Source organism: Pandoraea anapnoica, from assembly GCF_902459765.1.
In the GTDB taxonomy this organism is placed as follows: domain Bacteria; phylum Pseudomonadota; class Gammaproteobacteria; order Burkholderiales; family Burkholderiaceae; genus Pandoraea; species Pandoraea anapnoica.
Genome location: NZ_CABPSP010000015.1, coordinates 85153 through 104379, shown reverse-complemented (window position 1 = coordinate 104379; position 19227 = coordinate 85153). Strand labels below are relative to the sequence as shown.

Sequence of the window (19227 nt, the reverse complement as noted above, 5' to 3'; positions counted from 1 at the left end):
GGCTCCGGTTAGACGTTGGCGAACGCGTTGACTTCGTGTGCCGCAAGCGGCGCGTCATTGCGCGTTTCCAGGAAAAAACGATACAGCAGATTCTGCGCGCCGGCCAGTCGGTAAGCGCTCGTCGCGCGCATGTCCGAGAGCGGCTGGTAGTCCGTCGGCAGTACGGCCATGGCGGCCCGCACGGTCGCTTCCGTCCACGGCTGGCCGTTCAGCGCGGCTTCGATGGCGCTGCCGCGCTTGGGCGTCGCTGCCATGCCGCCGAAGGCGATACGGGCCGAACGCACGGTGTCGCCGTCGAGTTCGATCGCGAACGCGGCGCACACAGCGGAGATGTCCTGATCGAAGCGTTTCGCGAGTTTGTACGTGCGAAAACGTTGGGCCGATGCCGGCAGCGGCACGCGAATCCCCTGCACGAATTCGCCCGTTTCGAGGGCGTTCTTCTGATAAGCGAGATAGAAGTCCTCGAGCGGCATCTCACGCACCACGCCTTCGCGATGCAGCACGATACGCGTGCCGAGCACGATCAGCGCGGGCATCGAGTCACCGATGGGCGAGCCGTTCGCGACGTTGCCGCCCAGCGTCCCGGCGTTGCGAATCGGGAACGAAGCGAAGCGCTGACGCAGTTCGGCCAGATCCGGATAGTGGTTGACGAGCGCATCGAACGCATCGTTGAGCAAGGCTCCCGCACCGATATAGATGCCGTTCGGACCCTCGGAGATCTCGCGCAGTTCCGCCACCTGGCCGATGTAGATCAGGTGCTTCAGATCGCGGAATTGCTTCGTCACCCACAGGCCGACGTCGGTGCTGCCGGCGAGAATGCGCGCGTCCGGATAAGCGGCGCGCAGACGGCCCAGTTCGGCCAACGTGCGCGGTGCGTGGAAGACGTGACCGTCGTGCTCATACGAGAGCGTGTCGCCGCGTTGCAGTGCCTGCAACTGCTCGGCGAGCGTTTTGCGGTCGAACTCGTGACGCGGCAGGTCATACATCTTCTGGGCGGCGTCGACGATCGGGCGGTAGCCCGTGCAGCGACACAGGTTGCCCGACAGGACGTCATCGATCTCGCGGCGGCTCGGGCAGCCCGCTTCCACTGGACGGTTCAGATACATGGCCCACAGCGACATCACGAAGCCCGGTGTGCAGAAGCCGCACTGCGAAGCATGGCAATCCACCAGCGCCTGTTGCACCGGGTGCAGCGTGCCGTCGGCGTGGCGCAGGTCTTCGACCGTGAAGAGCGCTTTGCCGTCGAGCGTGGGCAGGAACTGGATGCAGGCGTTGACCGCGCGCAGCGCCACATTGCCATCGTCGGCCAATTCGCCGATCACGACCGTGCAGGCTCCGCAATCGCCCTCGGCACAGCCTTCTTTGGTGCCGGTGCAGTGCAGGTCTTCGCGCGTGTACTGAAGCACGGTGCGGGTCGTGGCTTCGCCAGTGACCTCGTGCACCTTGCCGCGGTAAAAGAAGCGGATGGCTTGTGTCTCCATGATTCTCAGTGTAGTGCAGTGCAATTATGGACGTGCCGGCGTTGCTGCATTGATTTTAGGGGCCGGCGAGGGGATGAGCCGAAGATAGCACCGGCGGCACAGGGAAATATTTCGCCGCCATGATGATGGCTATTCGGACGCCCCGATGACCCGGCATTGTCATAAACTACGGCTCAACCCGCCGTTTTCCGGTCTTCAACACGCCTTCAGCGCGCCCCTGCACATGCAAAGACCCCGCGAACAGATCGACGCCTACCTGCTGCGGGTACTCCATACGCTGCTCACAGAGCAAAGCGTGTCGCGCGCCGCGCTCAAGCTCGGCCAGTCGCAACCGGCCATCAGCAACTCGCTGCGCCGCCTGCGCGAGATCACGGGCGATGCCATTCTGGTGCGCGGCAAGAGCGGCATGGTCGCCACCGAGCGCGGTCGGGAGCTGCTGGGCTACGCCACCGACGCGCTCGCCGCCATCGAACGGATTACGCACCCGACCACGGAGTTCGCGCCACAGACCACCACGCGGGCGTTCCGACTCGGTGCGCCGGACTACCTCGACGCCGTTTTCCTGCCCAACATTGCCGAAGTGCTGCGCCGCGACGCGCCATCGGCCCGTCTGCACGTGCAGCCCATCAACGCCGGTTTCGACTATGCGGGTGCGCTGGAAAACGGATCGCTCGACGTGGTGGTCGGCAACTGGCTGGAACCGCCGCCGCAGTTGCATATGTCGCGTCTGTTCGACGACGAGGTGGTCTGCATGCTCGGCGCACAGCATCCGCTGGCCAACAAGGGCATCTCGCTCAAGCACTATCTGGAATTGCCTCACCTCGCGCCGATGCCGTATGTGGCCGAGCGTCAGAGCTTCATCGATGGTTTTCTGGCCGAGCAGGGCCTGCGTCGCAATATTCAGATGACGATGCCGTATTTCGGGCTTGTCCCTTACGTGCTGATGCGCACCGATCTGGTGTTTACGACGGGGCGTCAGTTTGCGCAGCATTACGCACGCTATCTGCCGATCCGCGTGGTGCCGTCGCCGGTCAACTTCCCGCCGATGCGCTTCTATCAACTGTGGCATGAGCGCACGCACGCCGCGCCCGAGGTGACGTGGCTGCGGCGGCGGATCGCGGAAGTGGCCACCGAACTCGACGCGGCCAGCGGCGCAGGAGAGCCGACACCAGCGCTGGTGCGGCCTTGACGACGTTCGAGCGTCTGCCAAAAAGCCAACGGCCGTCACCCTGAGGGGCAGACGGCCGTTGTGCGTTTGGGAGGGAGGGACGCCGGGCGCGTTATCGCAGCGAGATGGCGCGGCGCGGACGATGCAACGCCAGCGCGAGGAAGATCACGACGAATGCGGCGAGCGACCACATCGGCAGCGTCAGACCGAGGATCGGCGGGTACATCGTCTGGCACATGCCCTGCACCTGGAAGACCTGTGGCAACAGGCGCGAGGTCGGCAGCGCATCCACAAACCCTTCGACGACGTCGTAGCCGCAGCTCACCATCGGATTGGCCTGCACGTAGATGAGATAAGCCGACGCAGCCATTCCGCCAATCGCCGAGAGCGCCGCGAGCACGCGTGCCACCTTGATTCCCGCCCAACTGCGCGAGACCGCGCCGACCAGCCCGAAGATCGCAATCAGTACAAGCGCATAGCGCGCCAGAATGCACAACGGACACGGGTCTTCGTGAAGCACGTACTGGAAGTACAGCGCACCGCCCAGCAAGGCGAGGCAAACCACGGTGAGCAGGAGATACAGCAGACGTTCGCGGCGAAAAGCCGGGTCGAGTTGAGCGTTCATTTCACTTCAGGCGGTAGGCCATCACGAATCCCACGAATCCCGCAAATCCCCGCATGACGCCGGGCCGCAGGCACTTGGGCTGGGATTGTAACCCCAGCCCGATTCGCATGTGAGATGAAAAATTGCGGGATTTTTCGGAACTTTTCACCGAAAAATCGGACGTTTGCGCGCGTTTCTGTACGAAATCGTCCTCAAGTTGAGGATTGCGCTCAGCGGGCTGGGCGCAGTGCCTGCTCGATAGCGCGGGCGACCGGGAACAGGCGTGCGTCGTCGCCTGCGGCACCGCTGACCATCAGGCCGATGGGGGCTTCGCCCTGACCCTGGCACGGCAGCGAGAAGGCGCAGCCGTCGATCATGTTGATGGCCGTCGGGTTGCGCAGCACCAGGGCGTTGGTGGCGGTGAAGGTGTCGTCGCTGGCTTCGAGCGGTGCGATGGCTGGCGGCGTGAGTGGCACGGTCGGGCACAGCACGGCGTCGAAGCTTTGCCACACGGGGTTCGCCGCTGCGATGAGCGCGGCGCGGGCATTCAGCAGATCGATGTAGTCGGCTGCGCCTGCCGGTTCGCCCTTGCGAATGCGCACCAGCACGCGCGGGTCGTAGCCGTGCGCACGCTCGGCCAGCAGCTTGCGATGCCAGGCGTAGGCCTCCATGGGCGAGAAACCGAAGCGGTTGATCGCGGGCAGGGTGTCGAACGGTGCGAATTTGAACTCGACGAGCGTTGCACCCGCTTTGGCGAGCGTGGCGAGGGCGCGCTCGTAGATGGCGAGCGCGGCGGGTTCTGCGCCGTCGAGTACGAAATTCGTCAAGACACCGAAGCGCATGCCGCGTAGGTCGCGCGGCGCGGCTGGGGTTTCATTTGGGACATTACCCGACAGAATCGCATCGACCCACGCGCAGCAATCGACCGAGTGGCCGATGGGGCCGACGGAGTCGAGCGTGGTCGAGAGCGGCAGCGCGCCGTCGCGCGGTGTACGCGAAGCCGTCGGCTTGAAGCCCGTCAGACCACAGAACGCGGCCGGAATGCGGATCGAACCGCCGGTGTCCGTACCGAGGCCGACGGCGGCCATGCCATCGGCCACCGACGCGGCCGCGCCTGAGGACGACCCGCCCGCGATATGCCCGACGTCGCGCTGCCACGGCGAGCGCGGCGTGCCGTAATGCGGATTCAGGCCGAGACCGGAGAAGGCGAACTCGGTCATGTTGGTGCGACCGACGATCACGGCACCTGCCTGACGCAGGCGTGCGACGGCCAGCGCGTCGTGCGTGGCGGGGGCGGCGTCGGAGAGCACCGTGGAGCCTGCGCGCGTGACCTGACCCGCAACGTCGAACAGGTCTTTCACCGAGACGGGAATCCCCATCAGCGGCGACAAACGAGCGCCGGCGCGGCGCAGGGCGTCGAGGCCGTCCGCGGCGTCGCGGGCGGCTTGTGCGTCGACCTGCGTGAAGACGACACTCCCCTGACCGGCCGGATCGGCAATGCGGGCGAGCGCCTGCTCGGTGAGGGCGCGGCTGGTGGTGCGGCCTGCGTCGAGCGCGGCGGCGAGGTCGGACAGGGGGCGTTGCGGATCGATGGCGTCGTGGCTCATGTTCAGATCGCTTTCAGAATATGGGTGCGGAATTCTTCGATATGACGGGCAATCGCCCGCCGGGCGCGTTCGCCGTCATGGGCGGCCAGCGCTTCAAACAGTTCAAGGTGTTCTTCATAGACGCCTTCCATATGGCTCGGCGTCGACAGGGCGAGAAACCAGAAGCGCAGCGAGCGCTCGTGCAAGCCGCGCAGCAACTCGGCAAGCGTCTGGTTGCGCGACGCGCGCGAGATCGCCAGATGGAACTCGCGGTCGATGCGCATCATGGCAGCGACGTCGCGCGCCGCGATGGCCTCACGCGAGCGGGCCAGCACGGCCTCGATGGCGGCGAGATCCTCCGGCGTCGCAGCGCGCGCGGCCAGCTCGACACAGTACGTCTCGTTGACCATGCGCACATCGATGATTTCAAGTGCGTCGTTCAGCGAGACGGGGGCGACCATGGCCCCCTTGCGCGGCAGGATGACCAACAACCCTTCGAGTGACAGACGGTGCATCGCCTGATGCACGGGCGTGCGTCCCAGTCCCGTCGACTGCATCAATTGCGCTTCGTTGAGCGTCTCGCCGGGGCGCAGGCGCAACGTGATGATGTCGTGCTTGATGGCTTCGTAGGCGCGCTCGGTCAGGCTGCGGCCGTCATGAGGCACCGACGGCTCAGGCGGCATGCGGTGGGCGTCGCCCGCGACTTCCGTCTGGCGGGGCTCGAAAAGTGTCTCGTTGGGCATCGGATGGGGCAGTCAGTCGGCAATCGCCAGCGCCTGCGTGGCGTAGCGGTGCCGGATCGTGCGGCCGAGGACCGGGTCGTGCAGCTCGATCTCGAACTGCTCGCCGCCAGCCACGCCGCCAATGGCAGCGAGTGTGCCACAGAACATTGCTGCGCCTGCGGGCAAGCCGTTCGCCCCGAGTTTGGCCATCAATTCCTGCGGCGAGAGCAGACCCGCGACCGTGCCTTCCTGATAAAGACGCCGCTCGCCCTCACGTGTTACCCAAGAGCGCAGTTCCAGCTGATCCCAGTGCGCTGCGACATCGGCAAAACGCCATGCTTCGCGTGCCACGGGCTTGGCGCAGACCTGCTTGGAGACGGTGACGCCATAGGCTTCGACCTCGCGGTCGGTATGGTCAGAGCCGACGCTCACGAGCAGTTCGTTGCCGTGGCGGACCAGTACGCATTCGGCTTCGCCGCTGCTCGTCTCGCCGACGACGTCGATGGCGTCGTCCTGAGCCAGCAGGGCGGGGGCGAGGCGATAGAAGCAGGGCGTGGTCGACGGGCGGCGCACGCCCAGCGCCGCCAGTTCGGCGATGTGGTGCTCGACCGCGTGCCGGTCGCGTCCGGCCCATCCGGCAATGATCAGGGTGTCGACATTGACGTCGATACGAAGGGCAGCGCCGATACCGGCCACCGTGAAAGACAAACAGGAACTCATACGTCGACCACTCCAGGGAATTGCACAGTGAAATTCAATTGATATTTTTGTGATATTTCACAAGGAGGCGAGACAAAAATCAAGAAAAAAAATTTCGTGCGAGGGTGTGAAAAACGGGAATTTTTTATGAAAACCCCCGTCAATCTTGGGTTGCGCGCGTGTCAGGCCATCGCGTATATTGATTCGGCGCCCGTTTTGGGCCGAATGTTCGTTGGCTTTTCTGTTCCGGTGTCCGAACCGGAGCCCCTCGAAACGGGGGCGTCAGCAACGGGTTCGGCGGCTGGTCCGTCCGGACTTGCAGGGAATCGGGCGAACGAACGCAACGTCTATCAAGCCGGCAGGCAAGCAGCTCATACGCTGCCCACGGCCGGCTTCCCACCTTCATCAAGCATCACGTCTCGTGTTGTCGCTGCGTCTCCCGGGGGAGACGCGGCGTGTCACCGGCGTGGAGTCAAGAACATCAATATCGGCGCAACGCGCTGCGGGGAGAACGTATCGGATGCATCACGCCATCGACTTCATTCAGGATCTGGCCGTCATCATGCTGCTGGCAGGCATCGTGACGGTCATCTTCAACCGGTTCCGGCAGCCAGTCGTGCTCGGCTACATCGTGGCGGGCGTGATCATCGGGCCGTATACACCGCCGTTCGCTCTGATACACGACGAGAAGACCATCGGGATCCTTGCCGAACTCGGTGTCGTGTTCCTGATGTTCTCGCTGGGTCTGGAGTTCAGTCTGCGCAAGCTCGCCCGGGTGGGCGTGACAGCGTTCGTGGCCGCGATTACCGAAATCGTGCTGATGCTGTGGATCGGCTACGAGATCGGCCGCTTCTTCGGCTGGAAGGCGATGGATTCGATCTTCCTCGGTGCGATGCTTGCCGTCTCGTCGACGACCATCATCGTCAAGGCGCTCGACGAACTCGGCATGAAGCGCGAGCGTTTCGCCCAACTGATCTTCGGCGTGCTGATCGTGGAAGACGTGCTCGCCATCGGCATGATTGCGTTGCTTTCGGGCATCGCCATCAGCGGTCAGGTCGATGCGGGCGAAGCCACCTTCACGCTGGGCAAGCTGTTGCTGTTCATGGTCGTGTCGCTGGTCGTGGGCATTCTGCTGGTGCCGCGCATCCTCGGCTATGTGGCGAAGTTCAAGAGCGACGAAATGTTGCTCGTCGTGGTGCTGGGCCTGTGCTTCGGCTTCTGCCTGCTCGTGATTCAGATGGGCTACAGCGTGGCGCTCGGCGCGTTCCTGATCGGCGCGATCATGGCCGAAGCGCGGGAGTTGCACACCATCGAACGGCTGGTCGCGCCGTTGCGCGACATGTTCAGTGCGGTGTTCTTCGTGACCATCGGCCTGCTGCTCGACCCGCATGTACTGGTCACGTACGTGTGGCCGATTCTGTTGATTACGGTGGCCGTGGTGATCGGCAAGATCGTGTCGTGTGGGCTGGGCTCGTACCTCTCGGGGCAGGACGGCCGCACGTCGATGCGCGTGGGCATGGGCCTGTCGCAGATCGGTGAATTCTCATTCATCATCGCGTCGCTCGGCCTGTCGCTGAAAGTGACCAGCGACTTCCTTTATCCCATTGCGGTGGCCGTCTCGGTTATCACCACGTTGCTCACGCCGTATCTGATCAAGGGCGCCGACCCGTTTACCGGCTGGCTGGGCCGCGTGATGCCGGGGCGTCTGTCCTACGTGCTCGGGCAGTACACGCAGTGGCTGCAAAGCATTCAACTGACGGGCGACAGCGCGGCACTCGTTACCATCGTGCGTCGTATCGTGGTGAGCGTGGCGATCAATCTGGCGCTCGTCGTGACGATCTTCCTCGGTGGCGCGTTCTTCTATCGCCGCCTTGCCGATCTGATGAAGCCGTGGGTTGCAGACCCGAGTTTGCAAAGTGCGGTGGTCTGGGGCGGGGCACTGGTGCTGTCGCTGCCGTTCCTGATCGCGGTGTACCGCAAGCTCAAGTCGCTGTCGTTGCTGCTGGTGGAGTTGTCGATTCCGCCGAGCCTCACGGGCCGCTACACCTTCGAGGTGCGTCGCGTAGTCGCCGAGATTCTGCCGATTGCTGCGATGGTGGGCGTCATTCTGCTGGTGGCAGCGCTCTCCGCGAGCATCTTGCCGTCGACCGAGATGATCGTGCTGATCGTGGCGGGCACGCTGGTGCTCGCAGTCATCATGCGTAGCTGGTTCGTGCGCATGCACGCCAAGCTTCAGATCGCGCTGAAAGAGACGCTCGAACATCAGCCCGATGGCGAGCATGGCGGCGGGGGATCGTCGTCACACTGATGCACAGAGGGATGCGTGACAGTTGATCACGCGATAAAGTCAAAAAGCCCGCCGAGGATTGCCTCGGCGGGCTTTTTCTTTAGCGCGATGCCTGACTTATGCCTTCTTCTTACGCCTTCTTCGGCGGGAAGTCGAAGATCAGGCAGGTGGTCGTGGCGTGGGCGTAGAGCGTGCCGTCAGGCCCGACGATGCGGCCTTCCGCAATGCCGACCTGACGACCCGCCTGAATGACCTTGCCTTCGGCGCGCACGACAGGCACGTCGCGCGTGAGGGCGCGGACCATGTTCGTCTTGAGTTCCAGCGTGGTGTAGCTGCGTCCGGCGGGGAGCGTCGAATGGATCGCGCAGGCAACGGCCGAGTCGAGCAGCGTGGCGAACCAGCCCCCGTGAATGGAGCCGAGCGGGTTGTAATAGGGCAGCGCCGGACGCCCCTGAAATACAGCGCGGCCATTGGCGACTTCCACGGCGATGAAGCCCAGCGTCTCGCTGATCGGCGGCAACGGCAGTTTGCCGTCGAACATCGCGTCGAAGATTTCCTGGCCGCTCAGGCCGATCACGTCTGAAGGCGTCGCGACGCCATAACGCGCCGGACCATTGCGCGTGACGCGCTCACGCACGGCGACTTCGTCGGCTTCCCACTGGGCCAGAACGGCGGCGGTTTCCGGGTTGATGCTCATGACGGCTTCCTCGTAACTTTTATGATGCTAGGCAATCGGCTTGTCAGCGATTATAGAAGTCGCTGCGTCCGGATGTGCGTTTCGCTTTAGAGGGAAGCGTCGACCGATAGATGACGATGGGGCGCGATCGGTGGAGGCCGATGCCCGGAACCGGATGGAGGTGATGCGGCAACGACGTGATGCGTCGTTGCCGCAAGGGCTGTCGCTATCGGTTACCAGGTCAGCGTACGATCAGGCGGCTTGCGCGTGGCTGAGGCGGTAGGTAGCCAGTTCGTCGATGGTGAGAATCGGCAGATCGTGCTGCTTGGCGAAGCGCTCGATATCGGCACCGCGCGTCATCGTCCCATCCGGATTCATCAGTTCGCACAACACGGCGGCGGGCTTCAGGCCGGCGAGGATTGCCAGATCGACAGAGCCTTCCGTATGACCGCGACGCGTGAGCACACCACCCGGCTGGGCGCGCAGCGGGAACACGTGGCCGGGGCGTGAGAGGTCAGAGGGCTGGGCGTCGTCGGCGATGGCTGCGCGGATCGTGGTGACGCGGTCGGCAGCGGAAACGCCGGTACTCACACCCTGACGCGCTTCGATCGTCACCGTAAAGGCGGTGCCGTAACGGCTCTGGTTCTGCTCGACCATCGGCGGCAGATCGAGACGGCGCAGCGTCTCGTCCGGCAGACACAGGCAGACGATGCCGCTGCACTCGCGGATCAGCATGGCCATCGTGGCGGGCGTGATTTTCTCTGCGGCGACGATCAGATCGGCTTCGTTCTCGCGGTCGAGGTCGTCCATCAGAATGACGGGGCGGCCTTTGCGCATAGCGTCGAGCGCAGCGGGCAGACGGACTTCCACCGGCGGCAGGTCGGCGAATGCGGGGTAGGCATGCAGGTCGTCGGTCGATGCGGTGTCTTGCGGAACAGCTTGGGTGTTGCGGGTACTGGTGGACATGAAACGCTCCTCGCGTAAGTCAATCGGGCGAAAAACGTTTTCGGGGCATGCGAACGGACGTCACCATGGGACGGCATCCCATAGCACGCGGGTATCGACGCATCTTCTCTCATCCGGACTATGACCGTCGGCTCTGGCTTCGCACCAGATCTGCTGACCCTGCCGATGTCGCGAAAGCGACGGTGACAAGCGCTCGCGGGCTCATGACGACGCAGCGAACTGCGCGATGTCACATACCGCCGGTGGGGACTTTCACCCCGCCCTGAAGACGTGTATGCCGTACGAACGTTGCGTTGCACTGCGTGGTAGTTACGCATTGCGCGGCACCATTACGTATGCGGCGAGACAGAGCGTAGCACAGGGCGGGAGAGGTCTGCAGGGAAGGCCGCGCGGGGCGCGTGGGATTGCACATCGGCCACAAGACGCAGGGAGCCTCTTGTGGCCGTGTTTGATGCGGGCTGAGGGCCTTGGCTGAGTGCGTCGGATGTCCGTGGAACGAAGTACAGGCCAAATTGGACGCTGGTCAGCCGTCACTCAATCAGGCGCTGGTGCCCTTGACGGTGTAACCGGCGTCGGTGATTGCGGCGCTGACTTCTGCAGGCGACAGGTCGCTTTGGACGTCTACACGGCCAGCACCCAGATCGACGTTGACCTTCGCGTCGGCATCCAGCTCGGTGATCGCACGCGTGACGGCTTTGACACAATGGCCGCAGCTCATACCTTCGACTTGGACTTGCATGTTGCTCTCCTTGAATGACGATTCGGTTGACGGTGACACTGATCAGGTCAATGGATCATAGACCTTCCCATCGAGGGAAGCTCAAGCGCTTTTTTCAGAGGAATCACGTGTCGGGTCAGACGTCCCCCAAACATGGCCGGTTCCGGTGGCGCTATCGTTGAGGTATGACGGGGGGCTGCTGTTTCCACCCGAATGCATAACAAGTTGGCGGACAGTGCTTGACCTTCCTGTCATGGCAAGGTCTATGGTGTGACGCATGATGACAGTCCTCCTGGAGGCACAGAAATGACTCAGAACTGGTCGGTCGGTATTGAAGGCATGACCTGCGCATCGTGTGTGACGCGGGTGGAGAAGGCGTTGCGGCGCACGCCCGGTGTGGCGAGCGCCAATGTGAACCTCGCGACCGAGACGGCGGCGGTGGAGGCGGCGGCGGATGTCGCACCGGCCGCGCTGCTGGGAGCGGTTGAAGCCGCCGTGAGCGACGCCGGGTATCAGGTTGCGGAGCAATCGTTCGAACTGGCCATCGGCGGCATGACATGCGCCTCATGCGCGGGGCGTGTGGAAAAGGCGTTGCGCAATGTGCCGGGCGTGGTTGAAGCCAACGTGAATCTGGCGACCGAGCGCGCGGCGGTGCGTGGCGTGCGCGGGGTGGTCGATGTTGCGGTACTGAGTGCTGCCGTCGAGAAAGCGGGGTACGAGGCGTCGGTCGTCAGCGACCCTGCGCAAGCGGCATCGGCGGAAAATGGTCCGACATGGTGGCCGGTAGCGGTCGCCGCAGTGTTGTCGTTGCCGTTGTTACTGCCCATGCTTGTCGAGCCGTTCGGTGTGCATCTGATGCCACCGCCGTGGGTGCAGTGGCTGCTCGCCACTCCCGTGCAGTTCTGGCTGGGCGCGCGTTTCTACCGGGCGGGTTACAAGGCGGTGCGTGCCGGTAGCGGCAACATGGATTTGCTGGTGGCGTTGGGCACGTCGGCGGCTTACGGCCTGAGCCTGTATGAGTGGTGGCGCGCACCGGCGGGCAGCATGCCGCATCTGTATTTCGAAGCGGCGGCGGTCGTGATTACGCTGGTGCTGCTGGGCAAGTGGCTCGAAGTGCGGGCAAAGCGGCGGACCGTGGAAGCGATTCGGGCGCTGGCGGCGCTGCGTCCGGAGACGGCGCGTGTCGTGCGTGACCCGCACGGCGCGGCGAGCGAAGTCTCGGTGCCGCTGTCACAGGTGAAGGTGGGCGACTGGGTTGTGGTGCGCGCCGGTGAGCGCGTGCCGGTCGACGGTGTGATCCGCGATGGCGCGAGCCAGCTCGACGAATCGTTGCTGACTGGTGAGCCGTTGCCGATCGACAAGGCCGATGGCGACAAGGTCGTGGGCGGTTCGATCAACGGTGCAGGCACATTGCGTGTGGAAACCACGGCGGTAGGTGCCGATACGGCATTGGCCCGCATCATTCGCATGGTCGAGGACGCGCAGGCGGGCAAGGCGCCGATTCAGCGCGCCGTGGATCGGGTGGCGGCGGTTTTCGTTCCGGTGGTTGTGTTGATTGCCGTTGTGACGGTGATCGCCGGTTGGGCGCTGGGGCTCGGTCTTGAGGTCTCGCTGCTCAACGCGGTCGCGGTACTGGTCATCGCCTGCCCGTGCGCATTGGGGCTGGCGACGCCGGCGGCGATCATGGTTGGCACCGGGGCGGCCGCGCGACAGGGCATCCTGATCAAGGACGCCGAGGCGCTGGAACTGGCGCACCGGATCAACGTCGTGGCGTTCGATAAGACGGGAACGCTCACGGAAGGCAAGCCGCGTCTCGTCGCGCATTTGCCTGCGCAAGGGACGAGCGCCGACACGCTGCTGCGCTGGTCTGCTGCAGTGCAGTCGGGAAGTTCTCACCCACTGGCCAAAGCCGTGACGACGGCCGCTGAGGAAGCCGGGCTGGCTTCGGCGGTGCCGCTCGCGTCCGACATTGCCGCATTGCCGGGACGCGGCATGCGGGCCGACATTCAGGAAGTGCAGGGCACGGATGCTGTGAGCGGCCCATTAAGTGGCCGTCACACACTTCAGTTGGGCAATGCGCGATTGCTCGACGAGCTCGGTATTTCGCAGGGGGCGCTGGCGTCGGAAGCCGTGCGGTTGGCAGGCGAGGGACGGACTGTCTCGTGGCTGGTCGAGACGGGCAATGCTGGCGCGGATGATGTGGCGGATGAGCGTGCGCGCAGCGGTCGCCTGCTAGGGCTGCTCGCGTTCGGCGATACGCTCAAGGCAACCGCTCGTCCGGCCATCGACCGCCTGCACGGGCTGGGTGTGCGCTGTGTGATGGTGACGGGCGATAACGCAGGGAGCGCGAAGGCGGTTGCCTCGGCGCTGGGGCTCGATGAGGTGCATGCCGACGTTCTGCCGGAGCATAAGGCGGAGGTCATCGCGCAACTCAAACGTGATGGCGCGGTCGTAGCCATGGTCGGCGACGGGATCAACGACGCACCGGCACTGGCAGCCGCCGATGTCGGCATTGCGATGGGCTCGGGCACGGACGTCGCGATGCAGACGGCGGGCATTACGCTGATGCGTGGCGACCCGCAGCGGGTCGCCGACGCCATCGATGTGTCCCGCCGCACGTGGTCGAAGATCCGTCAGAACCTGTTCTGGGCGTTTGCTTACAACGTTGTGGGGATTCCGCTCGCGGCATTTGGCATGCTCAGTCCGGTGATTGCCGGGGCGGCGATGGCGCTCAGTAGCGTCAGCGTCGTCAGTAATGCACTGTTGTTGCGCCGCTGGCGGCCTGCCAATCAGGAGACGACATCCACGTCGGCAGGCAGCGCCGGAAAGCCAGATGCCGTTGGCGGGGCCCGCCGGGCGGGCGTCTGAGAGGGTTCCCACGGGCATAAGGTGAACGGCGCATAATGAAACGATCAGGGGCGACGTCCTGGAAGCAACCTTCCAATGCGTCGCCCGGATTTCCACCTGACTTGAAATTCGCCGAAAGCGACATCATCTAGGTGATATCGTCTGTCTTCCGGCACGGAGTCAATGCTGCCGCCTATGAATAGTCTGCATATTGCGAGTTACAACATCCACAAGGGCTTTTCCGCGTTCAACCGCTTGCGCGTTCACGAACTGCGCGCGGGGCTGGAGGGGCTCGCACCGGATCTCGTCTTCCTGCAGGAAGTGCAGGGCATGCATCAGCGCCACGCGGCGCGCCACACCAATTGGCCGGTGCAACCGCAACATGAGTTTCTGGCGGGCGCGATGTGGCGCGATCATGCTTACGGACGAAATGTGGTCTATGAGCACGGGCACCACGGCAATGCGATTTTGAGTCGTTATCCGATAGTCAGATCGGACAATCACGACATCACGACCTATAGTTTCGAGAAGCGGGGCATGCTTCATTGTGAAATCGCCGTGCCGGGGCTGCCCCAGCCGCTGCATTGTCTCTGCGTGCATTTGTCGCTTGCAGGGCAGGGTCGTCGGCGTCAGTTCGAAATGTTGACTGAGCGAGTGGCCGATGCCATTCCTGCGGATGCGCCGCTGATCATTGCGGGCGATTTCAACGACTGGAGTAATCAGGCAGACCGTTTGCTGGCCGACAAGCTGGCGTTGACGGAGGTGTTTCAGAACAGTGTCGGGCGTCCGGCACGCAGTTTTCCGAGTGGATTGCCGCTGTTGCGACTTGACCGTATCTATGCGCGCGGCTTTCATATCGAAGGGGCGCAAGTCTTGCATGGGCGCCCCTGGTCACGGATTTCCGATCATGCGCCGATCAGTGCCCGACTCGTGCCGTCGGATACCGAGAAGGACATGAACGGTTCCTCTCTCCCGTCGTTCAACCCTCGTTCCCCCCAGTGAGGTAGCCATGAACATCGGACAAGCGGCGCAGGCCAGCGGCGTGACGGCCAAGATGATCCGGTACTACGAGAGTATCGGCCTGATGCCTCCGAGCCCTCGCTCCGAGGCAGGTTACCGGCGATATGGCGAGCAGGATCTGCATCTGCTGCGGTTCATTCGTCAGGCGCGTCGGCTCGGTTTCGGCATCGACCAGATTCGCCAGCTGCTGGCGCTCTGGCAGGATCGGGGCCGCTCCAGCGCGCAGGTGAAGGCGCTCGCGCAGTCCCATGTGGACGAACTTAACCAGCGCATCGGCGAACTGGTCGCCATGCGCGACACGCTCTCGCATCTTGCGATGCATTGCCACGGCGACGACCGCCCTGACTGCCCGATTCTGGAAGGGCTGGCATCGGCGGATCTGTCCGACAATTTGGGCGCAAAGAGCGATTGCGCGACGAATGCAGCGGCCGCGTGCGGCACCGCGCCACAATCGGGCACCGTGCCGACGACTTCGACCACAGGGACATCCACCGGCGGGGCGGTAGGCGACGGTGACGCCCAGGTCGCACGCCACGTGCCGTAAGGATACCGAGGTCGCGACAGTCATGTGACGGTATGGATCCGTCGCATGACAAGCTTTTTTTCGGGATGACGCGCCGCAACAGCGGCGCTTTTTTTGTCGTTCGAATTTTGATTGCGCAGTGCGGCGGCATGCCGCAGTGGGTCATTTTGATGCTGTTGTTTTTTTCTATGTTATTGATTTTTAAATAAATTTATTGGAATTGAGTGCATTCGAAGTGGCGCTCTAGCAGAATTTGTCGGTTTTTCACATATAGGGGCTAACCCTTAACGGGAAAACCCTATATAATGCGAAGCACTGCTGCGATGCAGCACACTAATGAATTGGAGAAACGTCATGTTTGCCGCCCTGTTTGAAGTCGTGAACACTTGGTTTGAAACTGCTGAGCGCCGTCGTCGTGAAGCATTCCTGGCTGAGTCGAAGGACATCATTGAGTTGGAACACCGTATCCGCGCGCTTGAAACCGCCGGTTACTAAGCAAGTCAGAAGTCCTTCCGGACGAGCGGTCGCTGCTGGCGCAACCAGGCAAGTCGATCGTCTTATCGGGCGATTCCCGTCATCGTTGTGATGACGTGCGACGGCGCCCAACCGTGAGTCCGGATGCCATTCCCGCTGTTCCGGGATTGGCCACACAAGCCCGCCACTTTGGCGGGCTTTGTCGTTTACGGCATCGCCATCGCGTCGTCGCATGTCCCTTGCTGTCGGCCATCCGCCTTCCTTCATTCCCTTCCCGACTTGAAACTGATAGGTCTTCCTCAACGGTTCAGTGAGTGGATCAGCACGGCTGTGCTCAAGGGCTGGCCTCACCCTTATGAGCGCTTGATTCGCAACTGATGTGCCCTCAAGTCGCCGCCCGATTCTCAGATACCTGATCCGTTATCTTTAGAAAGCGTATTGATAATCATTCCTATTGTTAAACGTTCGCCGAATTGAGATGCCGCGTCGGTCCTGGCGACCTCAACTGCCTCGCTGACGACGGAAATCGCAGCGAGCAGTCGCACCCCGGTGCTGTTTGCAGCCCGGGGCGTTTTTTGTCCGCCTGCTGGACGGGTCATTTCTCGATGCTGAACTCGGTCGCGATCGCCGCACCGTTGGCCAGAGAAGTGACGCCGTAGTATTTGTCGCCCACCTTGAACATGAAGCGGCACCAGTTTTCGGTGAGTGCTCGCCATTCCAGATTCACACAATACGAGCCGTTGTCGTTGACCGACCAGGTGCCGGTCGCATGCGCGACCTGCACACTGCGTCCACCCGATCCGATGTTGCCTTTGTTATCGCTCGTTGCATTGAGCGATCCGCCGGACTCGTTGATCCACTTGCGTGTGCTGCCGTTCTGAACAACGTTAGTGATGTGAGCGCCGGGCATTAGCGAACGCAAGTCGTCAACACTGAGTTGCTGGCCGTTGGCGTTTTTGATGTCGGAGAGATGCATCGGATCGGCGGCGGCGAGTCCGGGCAACCAGAGAAGGGCTGCGATCGCGGCGAGGGCGGTGATGCGAGGGGACTGGGGGATAGAAGAAGCGAAGCGGTGAACCATGATGACTCCCGGACGAGGCTTGCCGACACATACGCAAGCCGACGAGGCGCACACCTGACGGGCGCATCGTCTGACACTTTTGTCCCCGCGCTGCGGCGGGTGTCGCTATCGGTCCGGGCGATGAGCGGTCGGGAATGCCGACCGCGTCATGCGTTACCACTATAGGTGACAGTGTGCGATCTGCCCAGTGTGGCACGTCGCCGTGAAGCGCTGGACTTCGCGGTGACGTGGGTCGCGTCTCAGTCGTGTTCCAAGGCGTCTTGAAAAGTCCCGGCACTGACCGGGACTTCTCCCGAATTGCCCGTCAGTCAGTGCCGTACTTCGGCGAACGCGGACCGTAGAGCATGCCGTTGGGACGTCCGGCGGACAGCAGACGGGCATTGGCTGTGCCTGCGACCGTGTAACCGGCGTTCGACACGCTGTTGACGATCTGCTTGACGGCCGCCGTGATCAGCATGCCGATCAACCCGCCGCCACCGCTGTTATTGCCCTCATTGTTCGACGCGCTGGCTGCGCCGCTCCACAGCTTCGCACCGTTGCGCAGATCGATGAGTTCGGCCGAGACTGTCACGACGGTAGCGCTGTCGAGCACCATGTATTTCGTGCCGTACTGATTGATCTTGATGTAGAGCGCAGCGTCCGCACCGAAGATTTCACGCAGCTTGGCCGGGCTGACCTGATGGATGTCACCGGCGACGGTCAGACCGTTCTGACGGAACGACTCGTCGACCAGCGTCACCGGCATCACGTAGTAACCGGCTTCGCCCAGCGGCACCGTCACTTGCGAGAGCACGCTGTAGGTCGCGTCGATATCCGGCGACTCGTTCAGCGGCGGCAGCACCAGAATCGACTTCGGCTTGCTTTCCTTGAACGCAGTGTAGTCATACGGCTTGGCCTGATGCACAGCGCAACCGGTCATCACAGCGGCCAGTGCAGCGACCGCTATCCATTTGCAGAGTCGGGCGATCATTGCTTGGCCTCCGTGGTCTTGTTCTTAAGCAGGAAGTCGATGTAGCTGGCCGATTCGGGGAACAGTTGCTTTTCGGTCTGGAACTCTTCGACCATCTTGTCGGACTTGCCGACCGAGGCGTAGAGCAGGCCGAGGTGAGCGTGATACCCGGGGGGCGCAGCGTGATTGGATGCCTTGATCTTCTCCAGATCGCGCTCCAGCGCAATGATCTGGGCTTCCTTCGATTCGCCCTTGAAGTATTCGTAGACTTGCGGCTGGTAGCCTTCCCAGTCGTACAGCGGCTTGGGTGGTGTGGCGCAGCCGGAGAGTGCGAGGATGACGCTGCCGGCGATGGCTGCGACGGCGATCCGACCATAACGGTTGATGCCGTCCATGCGGTCGATGCGACCGGACGAGAATGTGCGATTCATGACGATAGAAGTCCTGACGGGCATGCCGAGACCTGCACGTTCGGTACCTGCGCGTCGGTACGCGCTTGCCTGTGACGTGCAAGGTCGAGCACGTGACGAATCACGCGCTACGGCATGCGGCAAAAAAGGGTGTCGGTGCGCTTACTTGCCCGGCTTCCAGGCACCGCTCTCGATACCGGCGACGAGCTTGTCGACGGCTTCGCGCATGGCGAGGTCAAGCACCTTGCCATTGAGCGTGGAGTCGTAGCCCGCAGTGCCGCCGAAGCCGATGACTTCGCGATTGGAGAGCGCGAATTCGCCCGCGCCGCCGCTCGAGTAGACAACCTCCGACGTGGCGATATCGACCACGTTCAGGTTGACCTTTGCGTAAGCGATCTGCTCGCGGCCACGGCCGAGAATGCCGAAGAGTTGCTTGTCGCCCACTTCCTTGCGGCCGAACTCGACCACATCGCCGGTGATCACGTAGTCGGCGCCCTTGAGCGTCTGTTGCGTCTTCTTGATGTCGGCTTCCTGACGGATCTCGGCCATGTTGTCGCGGTCGAGCACGTTGAAGCGCTGGGTCTGTTGCAGATGGGTAATCAGAATCGTCTTGGCCTGACTGCCGAGGCGATCGACGTTATCGGAAAAAACGCCGCGCATGTACGCGGAACGGTTGTCGAACTTGCCGACAGCGATCGGCGTGCGCACGCCAACGTACGGACGGCTTGCACTCTCAACCTTGGCGACTTCCACGGTACGCGAGCTTTCGGTGGCGCAACCGCCGAGCACGGCCATAGCGAGCATGGCAGCGCTGAGCAGCGCAATGCTGGACTTCCTTTTCTGCACGGTGATACCCCTGAGTGTGTTGTCACCCGCTGGACGATGCGTCGAGGCATCGTTCCGATGCGGACATCCGAAGCCCTTACCTATTTGAAATTGCTTGTAGTAAGAGTTGGTAAGGGGTGCTGATGGTAGCACGCGCTATTGATGCGTTGCGAGGCCTACGCATGTCCTAC

18 protein-coding genes, 1 pseudogene and 1 riboswitch are annotated in these 19227 nt (G+C 62.9%); of the genes and pseudogenes, 7 read left to right on the top strand and 12 right to left on the bottom strand.

The features are described 5' to 3' along the window. Window positions 1-8: 8 nt before the first annotated feature. On the bottom strand, window positions 9-1481 hold the full coding sequence (gene xdhA / locus PAN31117_RS22065; RefSeq protein ID WP_150740097.1) for a xanthine dehydrogenase small subunit: 1473 nt from the start codon (window positions 1479-1481) through the stop codon (window positions 9-11). Between the two features lie 223 nt (window positions 1482-1704). Here xdhA and PAN31117_RS22060 point away from each other — a divergent pair, with 223 nt between their 5' ends. Further along, a complete protein-coding gene (locus PAN31117_RS22060; RefSeq protein WP_150740096.1) occupies window positions 1705-2670 on the top strand; it encodes a LysR substrate-binding domain-containing protein in 966 nt (321 codons plus the stop codon). 91 nt (window positions 2671-2761) lie between these two features. Here PAN31117_RS22060 and PAN31117_RS22055 read toward each other — a convergent pair whose 3' ends face one another. From PAN31117_RS22055 to PAN31117_RS22040, 4 genes are all read right to left on the bottom strand, one after another. Continuing rightward, a complete protein-coding gene (locus PAN31117_RS22055; protein ID WP_150740095.1) occupies window positions 2762-3274 on the bottom strand; it encodes a disulfide bond formation protein B in 513 nt (170 codons plus the stop codon). A 209-nt stretch (window positions 3275-3483) separates the two neighbouring features. Next, the gene (locus PAN31117_RS22050; RefSeq protein ID WP_150740094.1) at window positions 3484-4860 is read right to left on the bottom strand and encodes an amidase; all 1377 of its coding nucleotides are present in this window, start codon (window positions 4858-4860) and stop codon (window positions 3484-3486) included. Window positions 4861-4862: 2 nt separating this feature from the next. After that, window positions 4863-5522 (bottom strand): GntR family transcriptional regulator, encoded by a 660-nt coding sequence (locus tag PAN31117_RS22045; protein ID WP_150740164.1) that lies wholly within the window; start codon window positions 5520-5522, stop codon window positions 4863-4865. Window positions 5523-5594: 72 nt separating this feature from the next. Then, window positions 5595-6281, bottom strand: a complete 687-nt coding sequence (locus PAN31117_RS22040; RefSeq protein WP_150740093.1) for a DUF2848 domain-containing protein — start codon at window positions 6279-6281, stop codon at window positions 5595-5597. Window positions 6282-6780: 499 nt separating this feature from the next. Between PAN31117_RS22040 and PAN31117_RS22035 the strand changes: the two genes are divergently transcribed. Next, window positions 6781-8568, top strand: a complete 1788-nt coding sequence (locus PAN31117_RS22035) for a cation:proton antiporter (protein WP_150740092.1) — start codon at window positions 6781-6783, stop codon at window positions 8566-8568. Between the two features lie 109 nt (window positions 8569-8677). Here the strand turns inward: PAN31117_RS22035 and PAN31117_RS22030 are convergent, their stop codons facing one another. From PAN31117_RS22030 to PAN31117_RS22020, 3 genes are all read right to left on the bottom strand, one after another. Next, on the bottom strand, window positions 8678-9244 hold the full coding sequence (locus PAN31117_RS22030) for a PaaI family thioesterase (protein WP_150740091.1): 567 nt from the start codon (window positions 9242-9244) through the stop codon (window positions 8678-8680). A 231-nt stretch (window positions 9245-9475) separates the two neighbouring features. Beyond that, on the bottom strand, window positions 9476-10189 hold the full coding sequence (gene ribB / locus PAN31117_RS22025; protein WP_246189213.1) for a 3,4-dihydroxy-2-butanone-4-phosphate synthase: 714 nt from the start codon (window positions 10187-10189) through the stop codon (window positions 9476-9478). A 97-nt stretch (window positions 10190-10286) separates the two neighbouring features. Then, window positions 10287-10463: riboswitch (FMN riboswitch) on the bottom strand. A 264-nt stretch (window positions 10464-10727) separates the two neighbouring features. After that, window positions 10728-10928, bottom strand: coding sequence for a heavy-metal-associated domain-containing protein (locus PAN31117_RS22020; protein ID WP_150666474.1), 201 nt, complete (start codon window positions 10926-10928; stop codon window positions 10728-10730). A gap of 285 nt (window positions 10929-11213) precedes the next feature. Here PAN31117_RS22020 and PAN31117_RS22015 point away from each other — a divergent pair, with 285 nt between their 5' ends. The 5 genes and pseudogenes from PAN31117_RS22015 (at window position 11214) to PAN31117_RS22000 (ending at window position 15792) form a co-directional block, all read left to right on the top strand. Further along, window positions 11214-13775 (top strand): heavy metal translocating P-type ATPase, encoded by a 2562-nt coding sequence (locus PAN31117_RS22015; protein WP_150740090.1) that lies wholly within the window; start codon window positions 11214-11216, stop codon window positions 13773-13775. 162 nt (window positions 13776-13937) lie between these two features. Beyond that, a complete protein-coding gene (locus PAN31117_RS22010) occupies window positions 13938-14756 on the top strand; it encodes an endonuclease/exonuclease/phosphatase family protein (RefSeq protein WP_150740089.1) in 819 nt (272 codons plus the stop codon). A 7-nt stretch (window positions 14757-14763) separates the two neighbouring features. After that, window positions 14764-15153, top strand: a pseudogene (gene cueR / locus PAN31117_RS22005) (Cu(I)-responsive transcriptional regulator); the annotation flags it as partial. 197 nt (window positions 15154-15350) lie between these two features. After that, window positions 15351-15506, top strand: a complete 156-nt coding sequence (locus PAN31117_RS27235; protein WP_174991072.1) for a hypothetical protein — start codon at window positions 15351-15353, stop codon at window positions 15504-15506. A 145-nt stretch (window positions 15507-15651) separates the two neighbouring features. Beyond that, window positions 15652-15792, top strand: coding sequence for a DUF3563 family protein (locus PAN31117_RS22000; RefSeq protein WP_150666478.1), 141 nt, complete (start codon window positions 15652-15654; stop codon window positions 15790-15792). Window positions 15793-16366: 574 nt separating this feature from the next. On the opposite strand, the gene PAN31117_RS21990 is transcribed toward PAN31117_RS22000, so the two are convergent. The 4 genes from PAN31117_RS21990 to PAN31117_RS21975 all read right to left on the bottom strand — a co-directional run bounded on the left by PAN31117_RS21990 (window position 16367) and on the right by PAN31117_RS21975 (window position 19015). Continuing rightward, a complete protein-coding gene (locus tag PAN31117_RS21990; protein WP_150740086.1) occupies window positions 16367-16852 on the bottom strand; it encodes a DUF995 domain-containing protein in 486 nt (161 codons plus the stop codon). Between the two features lie 304 nt (window positions 16853-17156). After that, window positions 17157-17822, bottom strand: coding sequence for a DUF799 domain-containing protein (locus PAN31117_RS21985; RefSeq protein ID WP_150740085.1), 666 nt, complete (start codon window positions 17820-17822; stop codon window positions 17157-17159). Beyond that, window positions 17819-18196 carry a DUF4810 domain-containing protein gene (locus tag PAN31117_RS21980; protein WP_150740162.1) on the bottom strand — a complete coding sequence of 126 codons (378 nt, stop codon included), beginning with the start codon at window positions 18194-18196 and terminating at the stop codon, window positions 17819-17821. The genes PAN31117_RS21985 and PAN31117_RS21980 overlap by 4 nt, the downstream gene beginning before the upstream one ends. Window positions 18197-18373: 177 nt before the next feature. Next, window positions 18374-19015: a CsgG/HfaB family protein gene (locus tag PAN31117_RS21975; RefSeq protein WP_052253211.1), complete on the bottom strand. Its 642-nt coding sequence runs from the start codon at window positions 19013-19015 to the stop codon at window positions 18374-18376. Between the last annotated feature and the right edge of the window lie 212 nt (window positions 19016-19227).